The 21742-nt window shown below is 73.2% G+C and carries 21 protein-coding genes; 12 read left to right on the forward strand and 9 right to left on the reverse strand.

From position 1 onward, the window contains the following. The first annotated feature begins 81 nt into the window (after nt 1–81). The 3 genes from Cus16_RS14675 to Cus16_RS14685 are packed head-to-tail and all read left to right on the forward strand — an operon-like array spanning nt 82 to nt 2970. On the forward strand, nt 82–1164 hold the full coding sequence (locus Cus16_RS14675; RefSeq protein WP_069713406.1) for a LolA family protein: 1083 nt from the start codon (nt 82–84) through the stop codon (nt 1162–1164). Then, nucleotides 1161–2141, forward strand: a complete 981-nt coding sequence (locus tag Cus16_RS14680; protein WP_069713407.1) for an ABC transporter ATP-binding protein — start codon at nt 1161–1163, stop codon at nt 2139–2141. The genes Cus16_RS14675 and Cus16_RS14680 overlap by 4 nt, the downstream gene beginning before the upstream one ends. Further along, nucleotides 2128–2970, forward strand: coding sequence for an ABC transporter permease (locus Cus16_RS14685; RefSeq protein WP_069713408.1), 843 nt, complete (start codon nt 2128–2130; stop codon nt 2968–2970). The genes Cus16_RS14680 and Cus16_RS14685 overlap by 14 nt, the downstream gene beginning before the upstream one ends. Before the next feature lie 73 nt (nt 2971–3043). On the opposite strand, the gene Cus16_RS14690 is transcribed toward Cus16_RS14685, so the two are convergent. The 4 genes from Cus16_RS14690 to Cus16_RS14705 form a co-directional block, all read right to left on the reverse strand. Then, entirely contained in the window at nt 3044–4105 is a 1062-nt protein-coding gene (locus Cus16_RS14690) for an NADP-dependent oxidoreductase (RefSeq protein ID WP_083264021.1), read from the reverse strand. A gap of 72 nt (nt 4106–4177) precedes the next feature. Then, nucleotides 4178–5509, reverse strand: a complete 1332-nt coding sequence (locus Cus16_RS14695; protein WP_069713410.1) for an LCP family protein — start codon at nt 5507–5509, stop codon at nt 4178–4180. A gap of 94 nt (nt 5510–5603) precedes the next feature. Next, nucleotides 5604–6038, reverse strand: coding sequence for a hypothetical protein (locus Cus16_RS14700; RefSeq protein WP_069713411.1), 435 nt, complete (start codon nt 6036–6038; stop codon nt 5604–5606). Between the two features lie 100 nt (nt 6039–6138). After that, nucleotides 6139–7053 (reverse strand): metallophosphoesterase family protein, encoded by a 915-nt coding sequence (locus tag Cus16_RS14705; protein ID WP_069713412.1) that lies wholly within the window; start codon nt 7051–7053, stop codon nt 6139–6141. 59 nt (nt 7054–7112) lie between these two features. Between Cus16_RS14705 and Cus16_RS14710 the strand changes: the two genes are divergently transcribed. Continuing rightward, nucleotides 7113–8123: a threonine aldolase family protein gene (locus Cus16_RS14710; RefSeq protein ID WP_083264023.1), complete on the forward strand. Its 1011-nt coding sequence runs from the start codon at nt 7113–7115 to the stop codon at nt 8121–8123. 155 nt (nt 8124–8278) lie between these two features. Here Cus16_RS14710 and Cus16_RS14715 read toward each other — a convergent pair whose 3' ends face one another. After that, entirely contained in the window at nt 8279–9472 is a 1194-nt protein-coding gene (locus Cus16_RS14715; protein WP_069713413.1) for an ROK family protein, read from the reverse strand. A 134-nt stretch (nt 9473–9606) separates the two neighbouring features. On the opposite strand from Cus16_RS14715, the gene Cus16_RS14720 reads away from it, so the two are divergent. The 6 genes from Cus16_RS14720 to Cus16_RS14745 all read left to right on the forward strand — a co-directional run bounded on the left by Cus16_RS14720 (nt 9607) and on the right by Cus16_RS14745 (nt 16919). Next, the gene (locus Cus16_RS14720; RefSeq protein ID WP_069713414.1) at nt 9607–10905 is read left to right on the forward strand and encodes an ABC transporter substrate-binding protein; all 1299 of its coding nucleotides are present in this window, start codon (nt 9607–9609) and stop codon (nt 10903–10905) included. 10 nt (nt 10906–10915) lie between these two features. Continuing rightward, complete coding sequence (locus Cus16_RS14725; RefSeq protein WP_189319612.1) at nt 10916–11866, forward strand: carbohydrate ABC transporter permease; 951 nt, start codon at nt 10916–10918, stop codon at nt 11864–11866. Then, entirely contained in the window at nt 11866–12783 is a 918-nt protein-coding gene (locus Cus16_RS14730; RefSeq protein ID WP_069713415.1) for a carbohydrate ABC transporter permease, read from the forward strand. Before Cus16_RS14725 ends, Cus16_RS14730 begins: the two co-directional genes overlap by 1 nt. Further along, nucleotides 12744–14486 (forward strand): glycoside hydrolase family 13 protein, encoded by a 1743-nt coding sequence (locus Cus16_RS14735; RefSeq protein ID WP_083264024.1) that lies wholly within the window; start codon nt 12744–12746, stop codon nt 14484–14486. Before Cus16_RS14730 ends, Cus16_RS14735 begins: the two co-directional genes overlap by 40 nt. A gap of 238 nt (nt 14487–14724) precedes the next feature. Next, nucleotides 14725–15696, forward strand: coding sequence for an ABC transporter ATP-binding protein (locus Cus16_RS14740; protein WP_069713417.1), 972 nt, complete (start codon nt 14725–14727; stop codon nt 15694–15696). Next, nucleotides 15693–16919 carry an ABC transporter permease gene (locus Cus16_RS14745; protein ID WP_069713418.1) on the forward strand — a complete coding sequence of 409 codons (1227 nt, stop codon included), beginning with the start codon at nt 15693–15695 and terminating at the stop codon, nt 16917–16919. The genes Cus16_RS14740 and Cus16_RS14745 overlap by 4 nt, the downstream gene beginning before the upstream one ends. 66 nt (nt 16920–16985) lie before the next feature. On the opposite strand, the gene Cus16_RS14750 is transcribed toward Cus16_RS14745, so the two are convergent. After that, on the reverse strand, nt 16986–17618 hold the full coding sequence (locus tag Cus16_RS14750) for a TetR family transcriptional regulator C-terminal domain-containing protein (RefSeq protein WP_069713419.1): 633 nt from the start codon (nt 17616–17618) through the stop codon (nt 16986–16988). A gap of 74 nt (nt 17619–17692) precedes the next feature. Next, the gene (pnuC, locus tag Cus16_RS14755; RefSeq protein WP_069713420.1) at nt 17693–18358 is read right to left on the reverse strand and encodes a nicotinamide riboside transporter PnuC; all 666 of its coding nucleotides are present in this window, start codon (nt 18356–18358) and stop codon (nt 17693–17695) included. Nucleotides 18359–18474: 116 nt separating this feature from the next. Here pnuC and Cus16_RS14760 point away from each other — a divergent pair, with 116 nt between their 5' ends. Continuing rightward, nucleotides 18475–19017 carry a hypothetical protein gene (locus Cus16_RS14760; RefSeq protein ID WP_069713421.1) on the forward strand — a complete coding sequence of 181 codons (543 nt, stop codon included), beginning with the start codon at nt 18475–18477 and terminating at the stop codon, nt 19015–19017. A gap of 7 nt (nt 19018–19024) precedes the next feature. Here Cus16_RS14760 and Cus16_RS14765 read toward each other — a convergent pair whose 3' ends face one another. Then, a complete protein-coding gene (locus Cus16_RS14765) occupies nt 19025–19822 on the reverse strand; it encodes a TetR/AcrR family transcriptional regulator (RefSeq protein ID WP_069713422.1) in 798 nt (265 codons plus the stop codon). An 86-nt stretch (nt 19823–19908) separates the two neighbouring features. Here Cus16_RS14765 and Cus16_RS14770 point away from each other — a divergent pair, with 86 nt between their 5' ends. Continuing rightward, entirely contained in the window at nt 19909–20772 is an 864-nt protein-coding gene (locus tag Cus16_RS14770) for an NAD(P)H-binding protein (RefSeq protein ID WP_069713423.1), read from the forward strand. A gap of 9 nt (nt 20773–20781) precedes the next feature. Here Cus16_RS14770 and Cus16_RS14775 read toward each other — a convergent pair whose 3' ends face one another. After that, a complete protein-coding gene (locus tag Cus16_RS14775) occupies nt 20782–21666 on the reverse strand; it encodes an aminoglycoside phosphotransferase family protein (RefSeq protein ID WP_069713424.1) in 885 nt (294 codons plus the stop codon). Nucleotides 21667–21742: the final 76 nt, after the last annotated feature.

The following is a 21742-nucleotide window of genomic DNA, read 5'->3' on the forward strand; positions in this document are numbered from 1 at the left end:
CCAGCCGGTCGATCCCCAGCCGGTTGTCGGCTGCCGGACGTACGGTTCCCTCGTCCCGAAGCTCCTCCCGGAGGGAACCCGATGAAGAAGTCAGCCTGGCTGCCCGCAGTCATCGCACCGGTCGTCGTGGCCGGTGCCGTCGCCGCGCCGGTGATCGCGAACGCCGCCGCCGACCCGATCGCGGGGAAGGACCCCAGCGCGGCAGCCGTCCTGGCGAGCGTGGCCTCGTCGCGGGACGCGCAGTACTCCGGCCAGCTGGCGCAGACGAGCGACCTCGGGCTCCCCGAGCTCCCGTCGGGCAGCGGTGGTTCGTCGCTCGAGGGCGACGCCTCGGACGTGCTCGACCTGCTGACCGCGTCGCACACCGCCCGCGTCTACGTGGACGGTGCCGACCGACAGCGCTTCCAGCTCACCCAGCAGCTTGCCGAGCAGGACGTCGTGCGGAACGGTTCGGACGTCTGGACGTGGGACTCGAAGGAGCGCAAGGCCGTGCACGTCACGCTGCCCGCGGGTTCCGACGTGCCGCAGACCGGCACCACGACGCCCGCCGACGCAGCGGAGCGCGCGATCGCCGCGATCACGCCGAGCACCCGGGTGTCCGACCCGACGGCGGTCCGCGTCGCCGGGCACGCCGCGTGGCAGGTCACGCTGACCCCGCGGTCGTCGGACACGCTCGTCGGCACCGTCCGGCTCGCGGTCGACCAGCAGACCGGACTGCCGCTGCGCGTGACCGTGACGGCCGCCGGGCAGGAGGACCCCGCGTTCCAGGTCGGCTTCACGAGCCTCGACTACGGCGCACCCGCGGCCCGGCTGTTCGACTTCACCCCGCCCTCGGGTGCCGACGTCAGCACGCAGGACCTCTCGGAGCGGGGCGGCCACCACGGTGGTACGGGCCACGACGGCGCGGCGCACCGCGGTGCCGAGCCGTCCGTGACCGGCTCCGGGTGGGACACCGTCGTGGAGTTCCCCGCGGGGACGGCCGACCGCTCGACCGCCGACACCGGAACCGACACCGACGCGACCGCGCTGCTCGACCAGCTGACGAAGTCGGTCGACGGCGGACGTGCCGTGCAGACGTCGCTGGTGTCGGTCTACCTGACCGACGACGGCCGGGTCCTGGCCGGCGCCGTCCCGGTGTCCTCACTGGTCGCCGCCGCGAAGTGACGGCCGAGGCGAGCCAGGACCGGCACGACGACGACCCGACGCCGGAGCCGGCGGTCCGCACCGCCTCGCTCGTCAAGGTCTTCCGGAAGCAACGCGCCGTCGACGGCATCGACCTGACGGTCCCCCGCGGCTCGGTCTTCGGGTTCCTCGGACCGAACGGCTCGGGCAAGACCACGACGATCCGGATGCTGCTCGGGCTGTCCTCGGCGACGAGCGGCACCATCGAGCTGCTCGGGCGTCCGATGCCGGCGGCCCTGCACGACGTGCTCCCCCGGGTCGGGGCGCTCGTCGAGGGACCGGCGTTCTACCCGTACCTCTCCGGTCGCGCGAACCTGCAGCGCTTCGACGCGGCCGACCCGACATCGGACCCGCGCACCCGCCGTGACCGCGTCGCCACGGCCCTGGAGCGCGTCGGCCTCACACACGCCGCGGACAAGAAGGCACACGCGTACTCGCTCGGCATGAAGCAGCGCCTCGGGCTGGCGAACGCGCTGCTCGCGCCCCGCGACCTGCTCGTGCTCGACGAGCCGACGAACGGCCTCGACCCGCAGGGCACCCGCGAGGTCCGGAACCTCATCCGGTCCCTCGCCGACGACGGCACCACGGTGTTCGTCTCGAGCCACCTGCTCGCGGAGATCGAGCAGGTCTGCACCCACGCGGCGGTGATGCGCAGCGGGCGGCTCGTGGCGCAGGGCTCCCTCGACGAGCTCCGCGCCACGGGCGGCCGCACCGTGACCGTCCGGACGCCGGACGTCGGAGCGGCCGGTGCCGTGCTCGCGCGGCTCGGGCTCGCGCCGCGTCGCGACGCCGGGGTGGACACGCTCGTCGCCGACCTGCCCGCCGAGGTGGAGCCCGAGGCGGTGACCGCAGCACTCGTGCACGCCGACGTGCGGGTGCGGGGCCTCACCGTCGGTGGCGGCACACTCGAGGACCTGTTCGTCGCGCTCACCGGAGAGGGGTTCGATGTCGCAGCCTGACGTCGTCCGACGCCCGTCCCGCCCGTTCGCCCTGCTCGGCTCGGAGCTCGCGCTGGTGTTCCGCCGGCGCCGCACCTGGGCGATGCTCGGCGCGCTGGCCCTCGTGCCGGTGCTCATCGCGATCGCGGTGCGGCTCACCACCGACGGGGACGCCGGCGGGCCGGCGTTCCTCGGCGACATCACGAACAACGGCCTGTTCGTGGCGTTCACCGCGCTCACGGTGTCCATCCCGCTGTTCCTGCCGCTCGTGGTCGGGGTCGTCGCGGGTGACACGGTCGCGGGCGAGGCCTCGCACGGCACGATCCGCTACCTGCTCGTCGCACCGACCGGACGGGTGCGCTTCATCCTCGTCAAGTACGCCGGTGCGGTCGCCTTCTGCCTGGCGGCGACGCTCCTGGTCGTGCTGGTCGGCGCGGCGATCGGGGCCGTGCTGTTCCCGATCGGACCGGTCACGCTGCTCTCGGGCACGCAGGTCGGTGGGTGGTCGTACGCCGGACGGGCGGTCCTGCTCGCGCTCTGCGTGACCCTGTCGATGCTCGGGCTGGCCGCGATCGGCCTGTTCGCCTCGACACTGACGACCGTGCCCGTCGGGGCGATGGCGGCGACGGTGGTGCTCGCCGGGGTGTCCCAGGTGCTGGACCAGCTCCCCCAGCTCGACTGGCTCCACCCGTTCCTGTTCTCGCACCTTTGGCTCGGTTTCGGCGACCTGCTCCGCGACCCGATCTCGTTCGACTCGTTCGGGTCGAACGCCGTGCTGCAGCTCGGGTACGTCGCGGTGTTCGGCGCCCTGGCGTACGGCCGGTTCGCCACGAAGGACGTCCTGAGCTGACGCGACGGGGCCGTCCCGACGACGGCCCCGTCGTTCCGCAGGACGCCGGGGCCGTCGGTCGGCCGGACGCCGGTCAGGCCGACGGGCTCGCCGACCCGCCCGCCATCGTCTCGGTCTCCGACCCGCGCTGCTCGGCGTACCGGTCGCGCAGGTCACGGGCCTTCTCCGAGCGGTACCAGTCGAGGCGCGCTCCGGTCTCGACGGTCTGCATGCCGATGACGACCTTGCCGCGGGAGCGCATCTCGGCGAGGTCCTCGTACGCGTCGACGATGTACTCGAACGGGTAGAACCCCGAGATGAGCACCTGCACACGACGGTCCTGCACGGCCTTCGCGAGCATGGTCAGCAGGTCGCGGGCCTCCTCGTCCTCGGCGGGTGCGCGGAGGAAGCGGATCTCGACGTCGCGGCGGTCCTCCGAGGAGACGACGCGTTCCGCGGGCACGCCGAGCCGGGCCGCGAGACCGGTCTCACGGTCGCCACCGTGGTTGTCGATGAAGGCCGTGATCGGGCGACCGTCGGCGATCGAGCGGATGCGGTCCTCCTCGCCGTCGCCGTAGGCCACCGGGAGTGTGCCGATCTGCCGCAGGTAGTCGTGGTTCCGCGGGCTGCCGAGAGCGATGACGGTCGCTCCGGCGTCGTGGGCGAGCTGGCACTCGATGTGCCCGACCCCGCCCGCCGCCGCCGTGATGACCACGGTGTCCTCCGGCCCAAGGCGGAGTCCGCGGACGATCGTCGCGGCGGTGGCGCCGGCGAGGTAGAGGCCGCCGGCGACCTCCCACCCGACGTGCTCGGGCTTCTTCACGACCGCGCCGCGCGGGACGCGGATCCAGGTCGCGTGCGCGCCGCCCTCGGGTGCGTGGCCCATGACCTCGTCGCCGACCTTGAGGTCGCGCACCTCCTTGCCTCGGGCACGGACGATGCCGGCGAAGTCGACGCCCTGGTGGGCCGGGAACGTCAGGTCGACGTGGTCGCGGAGCTTCCCCTCGCGGAGGAACCGTTCGACGTGGTTGAGACCGGCGGCGACGACCTCGACGACCACGTCGCCGGGGCCGGGTTCGGGACGTTCCTGCGGGACGAGGTCGACGACGTCGAACCCGCCGTACCGGTCGTACTGCACTGCACTACCGATGCGCATGGGTGGCTCCTTCCGTGGGCATGGCTCCGGTGTACTCGCGACCCCGGGGCGGTGTCCGTGAGCCAGGGGTACCTAGCGGGAGCCCTTCGAGCAGGTCTGCTCCGCCGCACTCTGCCCGGTGATCGTCGACGGCAGTGCGGTCGGCGTGCCCGGGCCGGGAGCGGACGACGCCGGGGTCGACGCCGCCGGGGTGCCGCCACCCGACGCGGTCGTGCCGTCCGCCGGAGCGCTCGACGTCGGAGCGTCCGGAGCCGGAGCAGCCGGGGCGGCGGACGAGCCCGGCGCGGCGGAGTCCGGTGCCGCGACGGCGCCGCGTCCGATCGAGCCGTCGGCGAGCTGCGTGCGCCGGTCGTCCTGCAGCGCGGTGTTGAGCAGGTGCGCGGCGTCCTGCTCGACCACCAGGCGGTTGCGGTCGTCCGGGTCGTCGGCCGTCGGGTACTGCACGAGCAGCATGTCCGACGTGTCGGTGTCCCGCAGCGCCGCCGCGAGGGACACGAGGGTGTTCGTCCGGTTCAGCCCCTCGGAGAGCGTCATGCTCGACGTCGCCGCCGACGCGAACCGGAACAGCGTGACCGGGTTGGCGAGGGCGTCCTCGTCGGTGAGCTTGCGGAGCATCGCCGAGAGGAACACCTGCTGGTTGCTGATCCGCGCGAGGTCGCTGCCGTCGTCGACACCGTGGCGGGTGCGGAGGAACGCGAGCGCCTCGTCGCCCTGGAGCGTGACCTCACCGGCGGGCAGGTTCAGGAACGAGCCGTCCGAGATCGGCTTCGCGAGGCAGACCGTCACCCCGCCGAGAGCGTTGCTCATCGAGATCACGCCGTCGAAGGTGACGAGCCCCGCGTACGGGATCGTCAGACCGGTGAGGTTCTCCACGGTGCGGACCACGCAGGCGACGCCGCCGTTCGGCCCGCCCTGGGCGAGCGCGGTGTTGAACATCGCCTTCGGCTGCGCCGGGCTCACCGCGCCGGTGTCGGGGTCCGTGCACGACGGGATCGGGACCATCGTGTCCCGCGGGAACGACACCGCCGTCACCTGCGAGTGGTCCTCGCTGATGTGGACGAGCATCGTGACGTCGTTGCGGGCGCCCTCGGTGTCCTCCGGTTCGGCGTCCTGGCCGACACGCGTGTCCGAACCGATGAGCAGGATGTTCGCGCCGCCCTGGATCGCGTTGATGTCCTGGCGCGCCGCCCGGGCCTGGTCGCCGGGACCGAGCTCGACCGTGGCGATGTTGCCCCGGAGGTCGTTCGCGGCGATGGCCGCGATGCTGCCGACGCTGACCAGGGCGACGACCGCGGCGGTGCCGACGACGCCGAGGAGCGTCGCGACCGGTCGGCTGCGCCGCAGCTTCCCGTGGCGTACTCCGCTGCCCGTGCGACGCTGCGGTCCCCGTGCGCTCGCGGCCACCGTGTCCCCCTGTCCTGGTCGCTCCGACGCTACCGGAGGGCTCCGCGCGCCTCTGCCCCCAACCCGGGGTGCGGACAGACCTGGTGGCGTGCCGTCACGGGCGAGGCGCCTCGGACCACGCCCGCAGGGTCTGGCGGGCCGATCCGCGGTCATCGTCCGTCGCGGCGGCTACGGAGGCCGCCTGCCGGACGAAGGCGAGCACCACCGTCTCCCGCGGTGTCCCGCCGTTCGTGCGCCAGTCGATCGCGGGAAAGCGTTCGACGCTGATCACCTGGTCCCGGCGAACACGCCAGGTGACCAGGTAGTCGTGCACGACCAGTTCCTCGTCGGTCAGGTCGAGCCCCGCGGTCAGGCCCCGGGTGACGACCAGCACCGCGACCACCGCGAGCGCGGCAGCGTAGGGCCACGCACCGCTGTCCTGGACGACGATGACCACCGCGAGCACCACCAGGAGGGCAGCGGAGGACGCGTGCAGGAGTCGCGTCGCCGCCGGGATCGGCACGTCACGCCGCGGCCACCGGGCGGTCACGGGACGACGGCCGGTACGCGCCCGACGCGACGGCCGTCGGACGGGAGGCGCGTGGCGCGGCCGCCACGCGCCTCCCGTCCGACCGGTGGTCGTCGGAGCGTCACGGCTTGCCCGCCTGCGCGGCGATGCGCGCGACCGTCTCGCGGTCCAGTACGAACGCGATCGGGTCGCTGTCCGGGCGCAGGACGCGGACCGGCGTCGACCAGACCGAGCCGTCCGTCGCGACGTCCACCACCAGCGCGCCCGCCGCCACGTGGGCGGACTCCTCGTCGTACGGCCCGACGACGTCCGTGTCGTTGGCGACGCCGGGGGCGACGAGCACGGGGACGCCGGCGAGGGACCCGACCGCGTGGTGGTGCTGGTGGCCGCCGAGCACGACCCGGACGTCGGACCCGTCGAGGAGCGCGGCGAGGTGCTCGGGGTCCTGCAGGCGGAGGGCCTCGTGCAGGAGCGTCGGGGACGGCACCGGCGGGTGGTGCAGGACGACGACCGTGCCGTGCGGCACCGGGTCCCCGGTGAGCGCTGCCTGCAGCCGCTCGGCCGCGGTCTCGCTGACCTCGCCGTACCCGGCACCGGGCACGCTCGTGTCGACCGTGACGATGCGGAACCCCGCGACGGTCGACCAGCCCGAGACGGGGACGCTCGGCGGCAGGTACTCCATCGTGTGGGCGAGCGGACGACCGCCCTCGCCGAGGACGTGCCCGTTCGCGAACACCTGGCGGAACCCCTCGCGGAGGTCGTGGTTCCCCGGCACGACGACGAACGCGGCGCCGTGTCGCTCCGCCCAGCCGCCGACGCGCTCGCGGACCGTGCGGTACGACGCGACGCTGCCGTCCTCGGACACGTCACCCGAGATCACGACGAGCCCGATGCCCGGCACGCCGTCGACGTGGGCGAGCACGGCGTCGAGCGCGGCGGTCGTGTCGACCGAGCCCTGGTGCAGGGCGCCGTCACCGGTCAGGTGCGTGTCGGACAGGTGGAGGATGCGGAGGGTTCCGGCTGCGGGCGGCTGCATGCGGCACACGGTAGCGACGCCGGTCGTCCACGGTCTGGACGGCGCGTTAGCGTTGCCTGGTGACCGACGCCCCGATCGACCTGCGCTCCGACACCGTCACCCGCCCGACCCCGGCGATGCGCCGGGCGATGGCCGAGGCCGAGGTCGGCGACGACGTCTTCGGCGAGGACCCGGAGACGAACGCCCTCGAGCGAGAGGTCGCGGACCTGCTCGGGCACGAGGCCGGGCTCTTCACCCCCACCGGCTCGATGGCGAACCAGCTCGGGCTGCGGCTGCACGTCGCCCCCGGCGAGGAACTGCTGGCCGACGTCCGCGCCCACGTGGTGCGAGCGGAGCTCGGTGCGGCCGCCGTGTTCTCCGGCATCACCACGCGGACCTGGCCGTCCGAGCGCGGACGGCTCGTCGCCGCGGCGGTGGCCGAGGTCGCGGAGCCGAACGCCGGGGCGTACAGCGTGTCGACGACGGCGATCGCGATCGAGAACACGCACAACTTCGGCGGCGGCACCGTCCAGCCCCGCGACGAGGTCACGGCGGTGCAGGCCTTCGCCCGCGAGCACGGCATCGCGGTGCACCTCGACGGCGCCCGGCTCTGGAACGCCCACGTCGCGTCCGGGGTCCCCCTCCGCGAGCTCGCCGACGGCTTCGACACCGTGTCCGTCTGCCTGTCGAAGGGCCTCGGCGCACCGGTCGGCTCGGTGCTCGTCGGTTCCCGCGAGCACGTCGCCGCCGCTCGGACCTGGCGGAAGCGGTACGGCGGCGGCATGCGGCAGACCGGCTTCCTCGCGGCCGCCGGCCGGTACGCGCTGCAGCACCACGTCGAACGGCTCGCCGAGGACCACACCAACGCGCGGGTGCTCGCGGCGGCGCTCGGCGTCGACCCGGCGACGGTCGACACGAACATCGTGTTCGCTGAGGTGGCCGACCCCGCGGCCTTCGTCGCGGCGGCGGCCGAGCAGGGTGTCCGGGTGATGCAGCTCGGGCCGCGGAGCGTCCGGCTCGTGACGCACCTGGACGTCAGCGCCGAGGACGCGGCCCGGGCCGCCGGGGTCCTGGCGGCGATCCCGCGCTGACGCGCCGGTCGACGCGCGCCGGTCATCGCGCGCGGTCGTCACGTCTCGTCGAACCACGATCCCGACGTCGAACCGGCCGCACCGCGTGGTTCAACGTCGGGATCGTGGTTCGATTGCCCCGCGCGGGCACCGGCAGCGCGCGAGCGGCCGAGCGGTCAGGCGGTGACGACCGGTCGGGCCGCGGGCAGCGGGAACGCCAGGGGGTCCGCCTGCACCACGTCGAGCGCCCGGGCGACGGCCCCGAGCGCGACGACGTCGCCGCCGAGGCGGGAGGCGACGACCTCGGGCGTCGGGTCGAGGTCCCACGCCGCCAGGTGCTCACGGGCACGGTCGATCACGGGGCCGGCCGCGTCGGCGATCGCCCCGGCGACCACGACCCGGTCGATGTCGAGCAGGCTCGCGAGCAGCACGCACACCCGGGCGAGCCGGTCGCCGAGCCCGTCCACGACCTCGAGCGCGAGCGGTTCCCCGAGTGCCGCGGCGGCGAGGACCACGGCGGCGTCCGGTTCGTCGTCGCCGCCGAGCAGGGAGTCCGCGGGGACCCGTCCCTCGGCGCGGGCCTGCCGCACGAGCGTCCGCGCCGTGCGCCCGATGCCGTCGGACGACGAGACGCCGTCCACCAGGTCGAGCACGCGGAGCTCCCCCGCGCCACCACGGGCACCGCGCAGCAGGGCGCCGTCCACCACCAGACCGGCACCGAAGCGCTCGCCCGACAGCAGGGCGGCGAAGGAGGCGTCGCCGGAGGACGGGCGCTCGGCGAGGGCCGCCGCGTTCGCGTCGTTCTCCACGACGACGACGCCGTGCGGTACGACCGCCGCGAAGCCGGGGTTCATGCTGTCCCAGAACCCGCCGTCGGCGGGCGACTCCCCCGCCGCGTCCACGGGCGCCGGGATGCCGAGGACCGTCACGAGCACGTGGTCCGGGCCCACCCCGGCCGCGGCGAGCGCCGACGCCACGGTCTCCTCGACGACGCGCAGACGGACGGGCACCTCGAGTCCCGACTCGCCGAGCGACCCCTCGGCGCGGGCCAGGACGGTGCCGCGGAGATCGGCGACGAGGGCCGTCACCCGGTGCTGTCCCGCGTCGACGCCGACGACGACCCCGGCGGTCGCGTCGAGCTCGGAGCGCCGCGCAGGTCGCCCCTTGCGGTACTCCCCGGCGGCGCGGGCGTCGTCGAGGTCGCGGAGCCACCCGAGCCGCACGAGCTCGGTGCACGCGGCGAGCACGGTCGAGCGGGTGAGTCCGGTAGCGTCGATCGCCTCGGACGCGGTGAACGCGCCGGTGCCGAACGCCCAGGCCAGGACCGCTTCGGCGCTGGTCGCGCGGGTGGTCTCACGGCGCTGTGACATGCGCCGACCCTACCGCGGGACCGATTGCTTGCGCGATTAGATTTTCTGGGTACATTTAGTCCGGCGAGCCGACACCGACGTCGGCCCGCAGACCGGAACGGCAGGGCTGCCGGGTCCGGACGGACGGAGACGACGTGCAAGCACACGCCACCACCAGGGGCACGGCCGGGGTCACCCGCCGCGGCTTCCTGCTCGGTGCGGGCGGCATCGGCGCGGGCCTGGCACTCGCCGGGTGCGCCCCGCTCGGAGGATCGAGCAGCCGCCCCGAGACGATCACGTTCTACGTGTCGAAGCCCGAGGTCATCGGGTACTTCGACGACGTCATCGCGAAGTTCCACGAGAGCCAGTCGAAGATCCGGGTCGTCCGCGACTCGACGTCGAACATGTCCGCGAACTTCGTGCGGAACCGGCCGCCGGACCTCGGGTGCCTGAACTACAACTACGCGATGGTCTCGTTCGTCGAGCACGGCGCGCTGACCGACCTGTCGGACACGCGGGAGCGGGACACGATCAACCCGGACCTCTGGCCGCTCATGCAGCAGACCGCCGACTACCCGGGGCGCACGAGCGTCCTGCCCTACTCGGTCACCGCCGCGTCCGTGATCTACGACAAGGCGCTCTTCGCGCAGCAGGGCCTCGAGGTACCGACGACCTGGAGCGCGTTCACGGACGTGTGCGAGCGGCTCGTGCGGGCCGGCATCACGCCGATGTACGGCACGTACAAGGACAACTGGACGATCGCGCAGGGCATGTTCGACTACTCGGTCGGCGGCATGCTCGACGTGCCGGCGACCTTCGCGGCACTCGACCGCGAGGGCACCTCGGTCGGCAAGGGGTCGGCAGTGTCGTTCGAGCGGGACTTCGCCGCCCCGGTCGGCCGCATGGTGGAGCTGCTGCAGTGGCACCAGGCGGGTGCGGCCAGCCGGGGCTACGGCGACGGCAACCTGGCGTTCGCGCAGGGGAAGGCCGCGATGTACCTGCAGGGCCCGTGGGCACTCGGCGAGATCGCGAAGACCAACCCCGACATGGACCTCGGCACGTTCCCGTTCCCCGCGACCGACGACCCGGCCGACAACAAGGTGCGCGTCAACGTCGACCTCGGGCTGTGGATCCCGGAGGCATCCCGGAAGCAGGAGGCCGCCCGCGAATTCCTGTCCTTCCTGATGAGCCCGGCGGTCAGCGACCAGTACAACGCCGACAACAACGGCTTCGGGGTCCGGAAGGACTCGCCGCCGGTGTCGAACCCCGCGCTCCGCGGCATGCAGGACTCGTACGACCGCGCCGCGTTCTCCCTCGGCGCCTCGCAGCTCATCCCCGCCGAGATCCCGGTGGCGAACTACCTGCAGTCCATCGCCTTCGGCGGTGCGCCCGAACCGCAACTCCGCACCCTCGACGGCGACTGGGCGCGGCTCGCGCTCCGGTCGGCCGCGTAAGGAGACGACCATGGCCACCACGACCACCGGATCGATCACGACGGCGGGCCGCCGCCGACGGGGCGGAGCCGCACCGCGCCTCCAGGCCGGCAGCCGCGGACGCGGGAAGCGCGTCGACCCGCTCTTCCTCGTGTTCCTCGTCCCCACGCTCGTGCTCTTCACGCTCGCGATCACGCTCCCCGCGGTGATGGGCATCGTGCTGAGCTTCACGAACTCCGTCGGCTTCGGCGAGTTCCGGTTCACCGGGCTCACGAACTACGTCGCCGTGTTCTCCGACCCCGCGATCCTGCAGGCGTACCTGTTCACCATCGGGTTCTCGCTCGTCACCGTGCTCGTCGTGAACGCGGTCGCGTTCCTGCTGGCGATCGCGCTGACGTCGAAGATCCGCGGCAAGATCGCGCTCCGCGGGGTCTTCGTCCTGCCGATGGTGATCTCGGGCATCGTCATCGCCTACGTGTTCTCGTTCCTGTTCGCCAACTCGCTGCCGGCGTTCGCGACCGCGCTCGGCTTCGCGCCGCTCGAGCAGAGCATCCTCGCGAACCCCGACCTGGCCTGGGTCGCGATCGTCGTGGTGACGGCCTGGCAGGCGATCCCGTCGACGCTCCTCATCTACATCGCCGGGGTCCTGTCGATCCCGGGCGAGGTGTACGAGGCCTCGGCGCTCGACGGCGCGAGCGCGTGGCGGCAGCTCGTCTCGATCACCGCCCCGCTGACGGCGGGCTACATCCTCATCAACCTCGTCATCGGGTTCAAGAACTTCCTGAACTCGTACGACATCATCGTCGGCCTGACCGACGGCGGCCCGGGCACCTCGACCACCAGCGTGGCGATGAGCATCTTCAAGGGCTTCAGCGGCGGCGACTACGCGTACCAGATGGCGAACGCGACGATCTTCTTCCTGATCGCCGTCGTGATCGCCGTGATCCAGCTGCGGGCCACCCGCGGGAAGGCAGCGCTCTGATGTCCCTGCAAGCACCCCTCCGCCCCGGCACCACCGCGACCGGCAGCGTCCGGTCCGTCGACGCCGACCGCACCGCCGGCGGCCGCGGCGCCGGCCGACGCGACCGGGCGAACTGGCCCGTCACGATCGTCCTGGCCCTCTGCGCCCTGTCGGTCCTCGTCCCGCTCTACGTCACCGTCACGATGGCGTTCAAGACGACCGCGCAGGCCGTCGACGGCAACGCGTTCTCGCTGCCGGCGCCGTTCAGCGTCGACGGCTTCGTGCAGGCCTGGGAGCTGACGGACTTCCCCCGCGCCTTCGGGGTCTCGGTGTTCATCGCCGCGATCACCGTCGTCGGCACGATCCTGCTCGCCTCGTTCACCGCCTACGCGATCGCCCGCAACTGGGAGCGCCGGCTGTTCCGCTGGTCGTTCTTCTACCTGCTCGCGGCGATGTTCCTGCCGTTCCCCGTCCTCGCGCTGTCGCAGGTGAAGCTCACCGGGCTCGCCGGGCTCGACAACCCGATCGGTGTCGCGATCCTGCACGTCATGTTCCAGCTGTCCTTCAGCGTGCTGCTCTTCACCGCGTTCCTGCGGTCGATCCCGGCCGAGCTGGAGGAGAGTGCACGCATCGACGGTGCGAGCACGGGGCAGGTGTTCTGGCGACTGGTGTTCCCGCTCCTCGCACCGATGAGCGCCACCGTCGGCATCTTCGCGTTCCTCGCCTCGTGGAACGACTTCGTGATGCCGTCGCTGATCACCTCGAACCCGGCCCTGCAGACGCTGCCGGTGCTGCAGCAGATGTTCCAGACCCAGTTCAGCAACAACTACAACGTGTCCTTCGCCTCGTACCTCATGGCGATGGCGCCGGCGATCATCGTCTACCTGGTCACCCAGCGATGGGTGATGGCCGGCGTGACCCAGGGCGCGATCAAGTGACGACCGCGAACCCGACCACCACCCACAACGAGAGGCCAGTCGTGACCGACACCGCCGTCCAGCCCGCAGCGACCACCACCGACGAGACCTGGTGGCGTCAGGCGAGCGTCTACCAGGTCTACCCGCGCTCCTTCGCGGACGCGGACGGCGACGGGATCGGCGACCTGCCCGGCGTGACCGCGCGGGTCCCCTACCTGGCGTCGCTCGGCATCGAGGCGGTCTGGCTCAGCCCCTTCTACCCGTCCGCACTCGCCGACGGCGGGTACGACGTCGACGACTACCGCGACGTCGACCCGCGGCTCGGCACGCTCGACGACTTCGACGACATGGTCGCCGCCCTGCACGGCGCCGGCATCCGGGTGATCGTCGACGTCGTGCCCAACCACACGAGCGACCGGCACGCGTGGTTCCGCGAGGCACTCGCGTCGCCGGCGGGCAGCCCCGCACGCGACCGGTACGTGTTCCGCGACGGCACCGGCCCCGACGGGTCCGAAGCGCCGGCCGACTGGGTGTCGATCTTCGGCGGCCCGGCGTGGACCGCCGTCGGCGACGGCCAGTGGTACCTGCACAACTTCGCGGCGGAGCAGCCCGACCTGAACTGGGCGAACCGCGAGGTCCGCGACGACTTCCTGCACACGCTGCGGTTCTGGTCGGACCGCGGGGTCGACGGCTTCCGCATCGACGTCGCGCACGGCCTGGCGAAGGACCTGCCGTCCGGGCCCCTGCCGTCGTGGGCCGAGGTCCTCGCGGCGCCGAAGGACGGTCAGCACATCCTCTGGGACCGTGACGACGTGCACGAGATCTACGCCGAGTGGCGGAAGGTCTTCGACGAGTACACGCCGGCGCGCACCGCGGTGGCCGAGGCCTGGGTCGCCGCCGACCGTCGTGCGCGGTACGCCAGCGCCGAGGGGCTCGGACAGGCGTTCAACTTCGACCTCCTCGAGGCCGACTTCGACGCACAGCAGTTCCGCACGATCATCGAGTTCAACCTCGGGCTGGCCGAGCAGTCCGGCTCGTCGACCACGTGGGTGTTCTCCAACCACGACGTCGTCCGGCACGCCACCCGGTACGCTCTCCCCGCCCGCGACGGCTCCGAGCAGAAGCAGGGTGCCGCGTGGCTGCTCGCCGGCGGGTCGCAGGACGACCTCGACCGCGCGCTCGGGCTCCGGCGTGCGCAGGCGGCGACGCTGCTGGAGCTCGCGCTCCCCGGCTCGGCCTACCTGTACCAGGGCGAGGAGCTCGGGCTGCACGAGGTGGGCGACATCCCGGACGCCGACCGCCAGGACCCGGCGTTCTTCCGCAACCCCGGTGTCGACGTGGGCCGTGACGGCTGCCGCGTGCCGATCCCGTGGACGCGACAGGGGTCGTCCTTCGGGTTCGGCGAGGGTGGCTCGCACCTGCCGCAGCCGGCGTGGTTCGCGGACGTCTCGGTCGAGGCCGAGGACGCCGACCCCGACTCAACGCTGAACCTGTACCGGAAGGCGCTGGGCCTGCGCGGCCGGCTGCAGTCCGAGGAGCACCTCGAGTGGCTCGAGACCGGTCGCGACGACGTGCTCGCCTTCCGCCGGCCGAACGGCTGGACGAGCGTCACGGTGTTCGGCGACGAGCCGTACGCGCTGCCCGCCGGCGAGCTCCTGCTCGCCTCCGCGCCGGTGGCGGACGGCGCGCTGTCGGGTGTGGGGACCGCCTGGTTGCGTTCCTGACGGAACGGGTCGCGACCAGGAGACGGCCGGGAGGCGCGGTGCCAGCAGGCACCGCGCCTCCCGTCCGTCGTGTGGTCGCGGCTGTTGCCTGCCGGGCCGGGACGGGCGTGCCAGGCGAGAACGGGCGTACCTGGTCGGCCGGATCGACCAGGTACGCCCGTTCTCGCTTCCCACCGCAAGCGTGATGGGAAGGAACGGGCGGGCGGAACTCGCGGGGTCCGTCGGTAGGGTCGGCCCCATGAGCGGTGCCAGCATCAGCGTGCGGGACTTCGTGATGCGCTTCGGCGACCGCGACGTCGTCGACGGCCTGTCCTTCGACGTCGCACCGGGCGAGACGTTCGGGCTCCTCGGCAGCAACGGGTCCGGCAAGACGACCACCATCCGGGCCCTGCTCGGCATCACGACACCGACCGCCGGCTCCCTGACGATCGACGGCGCACCGTACCGACCGGCGACCGGCGGCATCGGGTACCTGCCCGAGGAGCGCGGGCTCTACCGCAAGGAGTCCGTCATCGACGTGATGACGTACTTCGGGATGCTCCGCGGGCTCCGGCGTCCCGAGGCCGTGCGGTGGAGCACCGGGTACCTCGAGCGGATCGGGCTCGCCGACCGTGCGAAGCTCCGCGTCGACAAGCTCTCCGGTGGCCAGCAGCAGAAGGTGCAGCTCGGCATCACGATCATGGACCGGCCGCGCCTGCTCATCCTCGACGAGCCGACGAAGGGCCTCGACCCGGTGAACCGCCGGCTCCTGCTCGACCTGGTCGACGAACGGAAGGCCGACGGCGCGACGGTGATCCTGGTCACGCACCACATGGACGAGGTCGAACGGCTGTGCGACCGGATCCTCCTGCTCAAGGACGGTCGAGCGGCCGCCTACGGCACCATCCCGGACGTGCAGGACGCCTTCGGCGGTGCCGTCGCCCGGGTGCTGCTCGACGGGAGCGTGCCACCCTCGCCCCTGTACCGGCTCGCCCGGCACGAGGGCCACGTCGCCTACCTGGTCCCCCGTGCCGCGGCGGCACCGGACGGGTCGGACATCCTCGCGTCGCTCGTGACCGCCGGCGTGCACGTCTCCGGGTTCGAGATGCGACGCATCCCGCTCGACGAGATCTTCGTGCAGGTGTACGGCCACGACGCCGGTGCCGATGACGCGCACCCGCCGGGCCGTGCGCCGCTCGCCGCCCCGGCACGGACCGGGGCCGCCGCGTGAGCCGGCTCGGGACGGTCGTCCGCTTCGAGTTCGTCCGCGCCGTCAAGAAGCCCGCGTTCTGGATCGGCACCCTCGCCCTGCCGATCGTGGTCGTCGTCGTCTCGCTGCTCGTGGGGGTCGGCCAGGCGGCCGGCACCGACTCGGTGTCGTCGAGCAGCTCGGCGACGCGGACCCCGTTCCACTACGTCGACCACTCGGGCCTCGTGTCCGCCTCGGTCGCGGCGCAGTGGGGCGGCTCACCGTCCGAAGACCCCGCCGCCGACCGGGCGGCCGTCCGCGCCGGGACGCTGGAGCTGTTCGTCGAGTACCCCGCGAAGCCCTCGACGGAGCCGATCCGACTCGACGCGGCCGACCGCGGCCTGTTCGAGAACGGCGGGTACTCCTCGCTCGCGGAGCGGGTGCTCGAGCGCAGCGTCGCGGCCTCGGTGGACGACGACGAGGCCGTCGCGCTCCTCCGGACACCGCCGGTCACCGAGCTCACCGCCTACGCCGACGGCCGCGTGGCACCCGGCTGGCTGTCGATCGTGCCGCCGTTCCTCTACGTGGCGGCGTTCTTCGGCATCGTCATCCTGCTCGCGACGCGGATGGTGACCGTGGTCGTCGAGGAGAAGGAGAACCGGATCTCCGAGATGATCCTGACGACCGTGACGGCGGGCGACCTCATCCGCGGCAAGGTCGTCGCGATGCTGCTCGTCGGGCTCGTGCAGGTCGGCGTCGTCCTGGTCCCGGGACTCGTCGTCGCCCTGGCCGCGCTGCCGTTCGTGGCGTCGCGGCTCGGTGGTCTGAGCGTCGACCCGTGGCGGATGGTCGTGGGCGCGCTCCTGCTCGTGGGCGGCGTCCTGCTGGGGTGCGGGCTCTTCGTCGCGGTGGGTGCGGCGGTGCCGTCGATCAAGGACGCCTCGACGCTGCAGTCTGCGGCGATCTTCGCGCTGATCATCCCGCTGTACGCCGCGTTCTTCGTGATGACGACGCCGTCGTCGCCGGTGGCCGCGTTCTTCACGTACTTCCCGACCTTCACCCCGATCACCGCGATGGTGCGGAACGCCGTGGGCACCCTCAGCGTGGTGGAGTCCGTGGTGTGCATCGTCGAGGTCTTCGCGACCGCGGCGGTGCTGCTCTGGTTCGCCGAGTACCTGTTCCGGCACTCCGTCGCGCAGTACGGCTCGAAGGTCACCCTGCGGCAGATCGCCGGCTGGCGCCGCGGACGGCCCGGGACGCGCTGACCGCAGGCGGCCTGATCCGGCCCGGTCGTGGCCGACCCGGTCGTGGTCGGCCGGGTCGCGGCTCCGTCAGATGCTGGCGAGCGCGGAGTCGAGGTCCCACGCCACGGGCTCCGGCGCGCGCCACCCCTGGCGCAGCGTGCGGACGGCGCGGTCGAACTCGACCAGTGCGTCGATGTACGGCCGGACGAGCATCTGCACCTGCAGCCCCTCGTGGACGGCGAGCAGCTGCGTCGCGGCCTGGTGCGTCGGGATGCCGATGTGCTCGGCACCGGATGCGACGTCCCGCTCGAGCCCCGCGGTGAGCTGCTCGACGTGCTCCTCGAACCGCTTGCGGAAGAGCTCGGCGAAGTCGCGTTCCGACGCGGCGATGGACACGACACCGGCCAGGAGTCGCACGAGCCCCGGGTCGGCGACGTCCTCGGCGAGGGTCAGGCGGACGTGGTCGACGGTCGAGGCCGGCTCGACCGAGCGCCGGGTCCCGCGCAACTGCGTCCAGCGGTCGTAGGTCACGAGCAGCAGCGCGTCCCAGATCGGGAAGACCCGTTCGACGACCGCGGTGTCGAGCCCGGACGTCTCGGCGACGACGCTCGCGTCGACGTCGTGGTATGGGTGCAGACGGAACGCACGGATCGCGCCACGCACGATGCGTTCGGCCAGGACCGCCTCGTCGTCGTACGTCACGTCGCAGGAGTCTGCCATCTCCACAGTCCACAGGATGCGCCGTCGCGTGTCTCCACCCCGTGTGGGGGGCACGGCGACGGCCTGGCCGCGGCTCAGCCGACGGTGACGGGCGCCGCGGAGGGCTTCCGACCCTGCGACATCCACACGAAGAACCCGGTCAGCGTGAAGGCACCGTAGAAGACGTACATGAGCCCGGAGGCGTAGTACCCGGCCGAGAACAACAGCGGGACGCCGACCAGGTCGACGGCGACCCAGACGAGCCAGAACTCGACCCAGCCCTTCGCCATGCCGTAGGTCGCGAGCACCGACCCGACGAAGATCCAGGCGTCGCTCCACACCGGCTCGTAGGAGCCGAGCGCGCGGAACAGCGGGGTCAGCAGGGCGGTGCCGCCCACCATGACGAGGACCATCAGCCCGCGGGTCGACCAGGAGGCCCACCTCGGCTCGACGACGGTCGTCGCGTCGTCCGCGCGGTGCGTCCACCGGTACCAGCCGTAGACGCTGACGACGATGAACATGACCTGTCGGCCGGCCTGCCCGAGCAGGTTGACCGGGTTCGGGGTGTCGAAGAGCGCGCCCATGAAGACGGTGAAGAGCAGGGCGTTGCCGAGGATGCCGACCGGCCAGGCCCACACCCGACGACGCATCCCGCCGAGCGCGCTGAGCAGCCCGAACACGTTGCCGATCACCTCACGCCAGAGCACGGTCTGGTCGCCGATGACGAGCTGCGCGTCGAACAACCACCTGACGATGCCCATCGACCCTCCTCGTTGCCGGGCCTCGCGACGGCCCGGACGCTCCAACGGTAGGACCGACCTCGGCATTCCGTGGACTCCGCGACCCCGCGTGACACCGCGGTCTAGGCTCGGGGGTCGTGACGGACGAGGGCGCGGCGGACGCGGTGCGGCGCGCACGGGACCTGCTCGCCGACGCCGCCGACCGCCTGCGCGAGGCCGCCGTCCGCGACGAGGCGCTCGGCGAGTACGTCGAGCCACGTGCCGTCCTCGGCATCCGCCGCGAGCCGACGATCCGGTCGCTCGGGCGGGTGTGGCGCGTCGGCGCCCTGCTGCTCGGCTCCTCCCCCGAGACCGCGGGGCGGGTGTGGGCGACCGGACGGATCACCCGGGTCACGGACCCCGGTCGCCAGCAGTTCGTCTCGGTGTCCGCGGAGGTGCGGCGCGCGTACCGGGCGGCGGCGGCCAAGGGGAACTTCGCCGAGGGCGACACCGTCAACCACGGCGCGGTGCCGGTCCCGCTCGACGACACGCTCGTGGGTGCCGCGGGTGTCCTCGCGGTCGTCGACGACGAGCCGGTGGTCCGCTGGTCGGCGACCGCCGGTGCCGCGGTGCCGCTCGCCGACTACCTGCGCGACCGCGTCGCCCTGCTGGTCGATCCACCGCGGGGCGCGACCGACTGACGGCCGGTCAGGCGCCGCCGTCCGACGCGTCCGGTCCCCCGTCGGTCCCGTCGACCACGCGGTCGAGCCACTCCGCGAGGACGGCACGCTCGGCCGGCGACAGCGCGTCGAGTCCGTCGACGCCGGCGCGCAGGGTGAGTGCGGCGGTGCGCAGCGCGCGATCCGGTCCGGCCGGCACGTCGTCCTCGGCCACCAGGACCTGCGACGCGACCGCGGCCCACGCCCGGTCGGCGAGGTCACTGCGCCGGTCGTCCTCGGCCTCCTCCGCCTCGTCGGCCTCCTCGAGGATCGCGAGCACCGTCCCGGTCCCGGCCGCGTGGACGAGCCGCACGGCGTCGGCCTCGCGCACGAGCAACCGCCCGACCGCCGCGACGCGACGCAACCGTTCCTCGAGCGCGTGCAGTCCGGCGGCGACGGCGGGCGATCCCCGGCCGCGGCGCGGGTCGCTCATGATGACGAAGAGGTCGGGGTTCGCGAGGCCGAAGGCGATCGTCGCGTCCCACCCCGAGCGGAGCGCGGCGACGGGGTCGGTCCCCTCGGCAGCGCCGTCGGCGACGAGCGCGGCCTTCTCGGCGGCGAAGACCGTCATCGCGTGCTCGGCGACGGCGTCGAGCAGGCCGTCCTTGTCGCCGAACAGCCGGTAGATCGTGGGCGCCTGCACCCCGGCACGCCCGGCGACCGCACGGGTCGTGACCGCGTCGGCCCCGTCCTCGCGGAGCAGCTCGGCCGCGGCCGCGACGACCCGGTCGCGGACGTCCCGGCGCGGGTCGGCGTCGGGTGCGGGAACGGAGGCCGAGGTCGACATGGACCAACGCTAACAGGGTCTTGCTATCGCCGGAAGCAGCGCGTACGGTCGTCGCGGTTACCACTGCTAACAGGAACGAGCATCCAATGATCACCATCACCGGAGCGACCGGCGCCCTCAACGGCGCGACCGCCGACCACCTCCTCCGTCACCTGCCGACCTCCGACCTGACGGTCGTCACCCGGGACCCCGCGAAGGCGGCGCGGTTCGCCGACCGCGGCGTGACGGTCCGACCGGGCGACTACGACGACCCCGCGACGCTCCGCACCGCCTCCGCGGGCGCGGACCGGCTGCTCCTCGTGTCGTCGAACGACCCGGCGGGCGACACCGTCGCGCAGCACCGCAACGCGGTCGACGCCGCGGTGGCAGCGGGCGTCGGGCACGTCTTCTACACGAGCCACCAGGGAGCGGGTGCGGACTCACCGTTCGTCCCCGCGCAGCACCACGCGGCGACCGAGGACCTGCTCGCCGCCTCCGGTCTCCGGTGGACCTCGCTCCGGAACGGCTTCTACGCGCACAGCCTGCAGTGGCTGCTCGGCCCGTGGGCCGCGACGGGGACGGTGTCCGTGCCCGCGGACGGTCCGGTCTCGTGGACCGCGCGCGAGGACGCCGCCGAAGCCGCGGCCACGCTGCTGCTGCAGGACGCCCCCGCCGAGGGGCCCGTGACGATCACCGCGACCCGGGCGCCGACGTTCGCCGACCTCACCCGACGGCTGTCCGAGCGCGTCGGTCACGAGGTCGGCTTCGAGCTCGTCGACCCCGAGCGATGGGTCGAGCGCGCCGTGGCCGCCGGCCAGGACGAACGGATGGTCCGGTTCCTGCTCGGCATGCACGAGGCGGCGGGCGCAGGGTGGTTCGCCGGCACCGACCCGACCCTCCGGGCGCTCCTCGGGCGCGAACCGCGGTCCGCGGACGACGCACTCGACGCCGTAACCGCCGCCGCCCGGTGACCCGGGGCGTCAGTCGGCGAGCCGGTCCGTGACCGCCGCACGGGCCATGGCGTCCCGACCGTCGCCGAGCGCACCACGGCTGACGGACCACAGCGCCGACTCGACGGCCCGCGCCGTGCACCAGGCGGCGATCCGCTCGACGGGCTCCCCGGTCACGTCGGCGAGCAGCGCGGTGCGCGCACGCACGGTCGCGGTCGGATCGGCTCTGCGGAACGGGCCGTCGACCTGCGCCAGGAGCGGCCCGGAGTCGTATGCGGGGTCACCGACCATCGGCTTCGGGTCGATGACGAGCCACGGCGAGCGCCCGGCCGCGAGGACGTTCCCCGGGTTCGCGTCGCCGTGCACCACCACGGTGCGCCGCGCACCGACGGGCAGGGCGCGGAGGAGCTCGGCGCCGCGGCGGACGAGCCCGGGGTCGAACGGCGGCACGAGGGCACGCATCCGCTCCTCGAGCAGGTCCGCCCACCCGGCGGCCACGTCCGTCAGGCGTTCGAACGGGTCCGCGTCCGGCACCCCGGCCGCCCACAAGCCGCCGAGCAGTTCGGCGGCGGTCCGCAGCCGGTCGGCCGCCGGCAGGTCGACACGGTCGGACAGACGCACCCCCGGATCGCAGCGCTCGAGCAGGAGCACGAACGGGTCGTCGGGGTCGACCGCGAGGAGCCGCACCGCGCCGTCGCCGTCCCACCAGGCGAGGGCGGCCGCCTCGTGCTCGGCCTCGCGGTGCGGGAAGGAGAGCTTCAGCACGGCGTCGCGCCCGTCGGGGGTCGTGACGGGCAGCACGTGCGAGATGCTGCCGCCGCCGAAGGGTGCGCCGGCCCGCAGGTCCCACCGCGCGACGGCGTGCCGGAGCAGCCGCGGGACGGACGCGCGCCAGTCCTGCTCGGTCGGCCACATGCGGTGAGCGTACCGACGACCGGCCGCGACCGGCGGGGCGGGCGCGCACCGCGCCTCCCGGCCGTCGCGCCCCCCC

Origin of the sequence: Curtobacterium sp. ER1/6, from assembly GCF_001742745.1 — a bacterium.
Classification (GTDB): domain Bacteria; phylum Actinomycetota; class Actinomycetes; order Actinomycetales; family Microbacteriaceae; genus Curtobacterium; species Curtobacterium citri.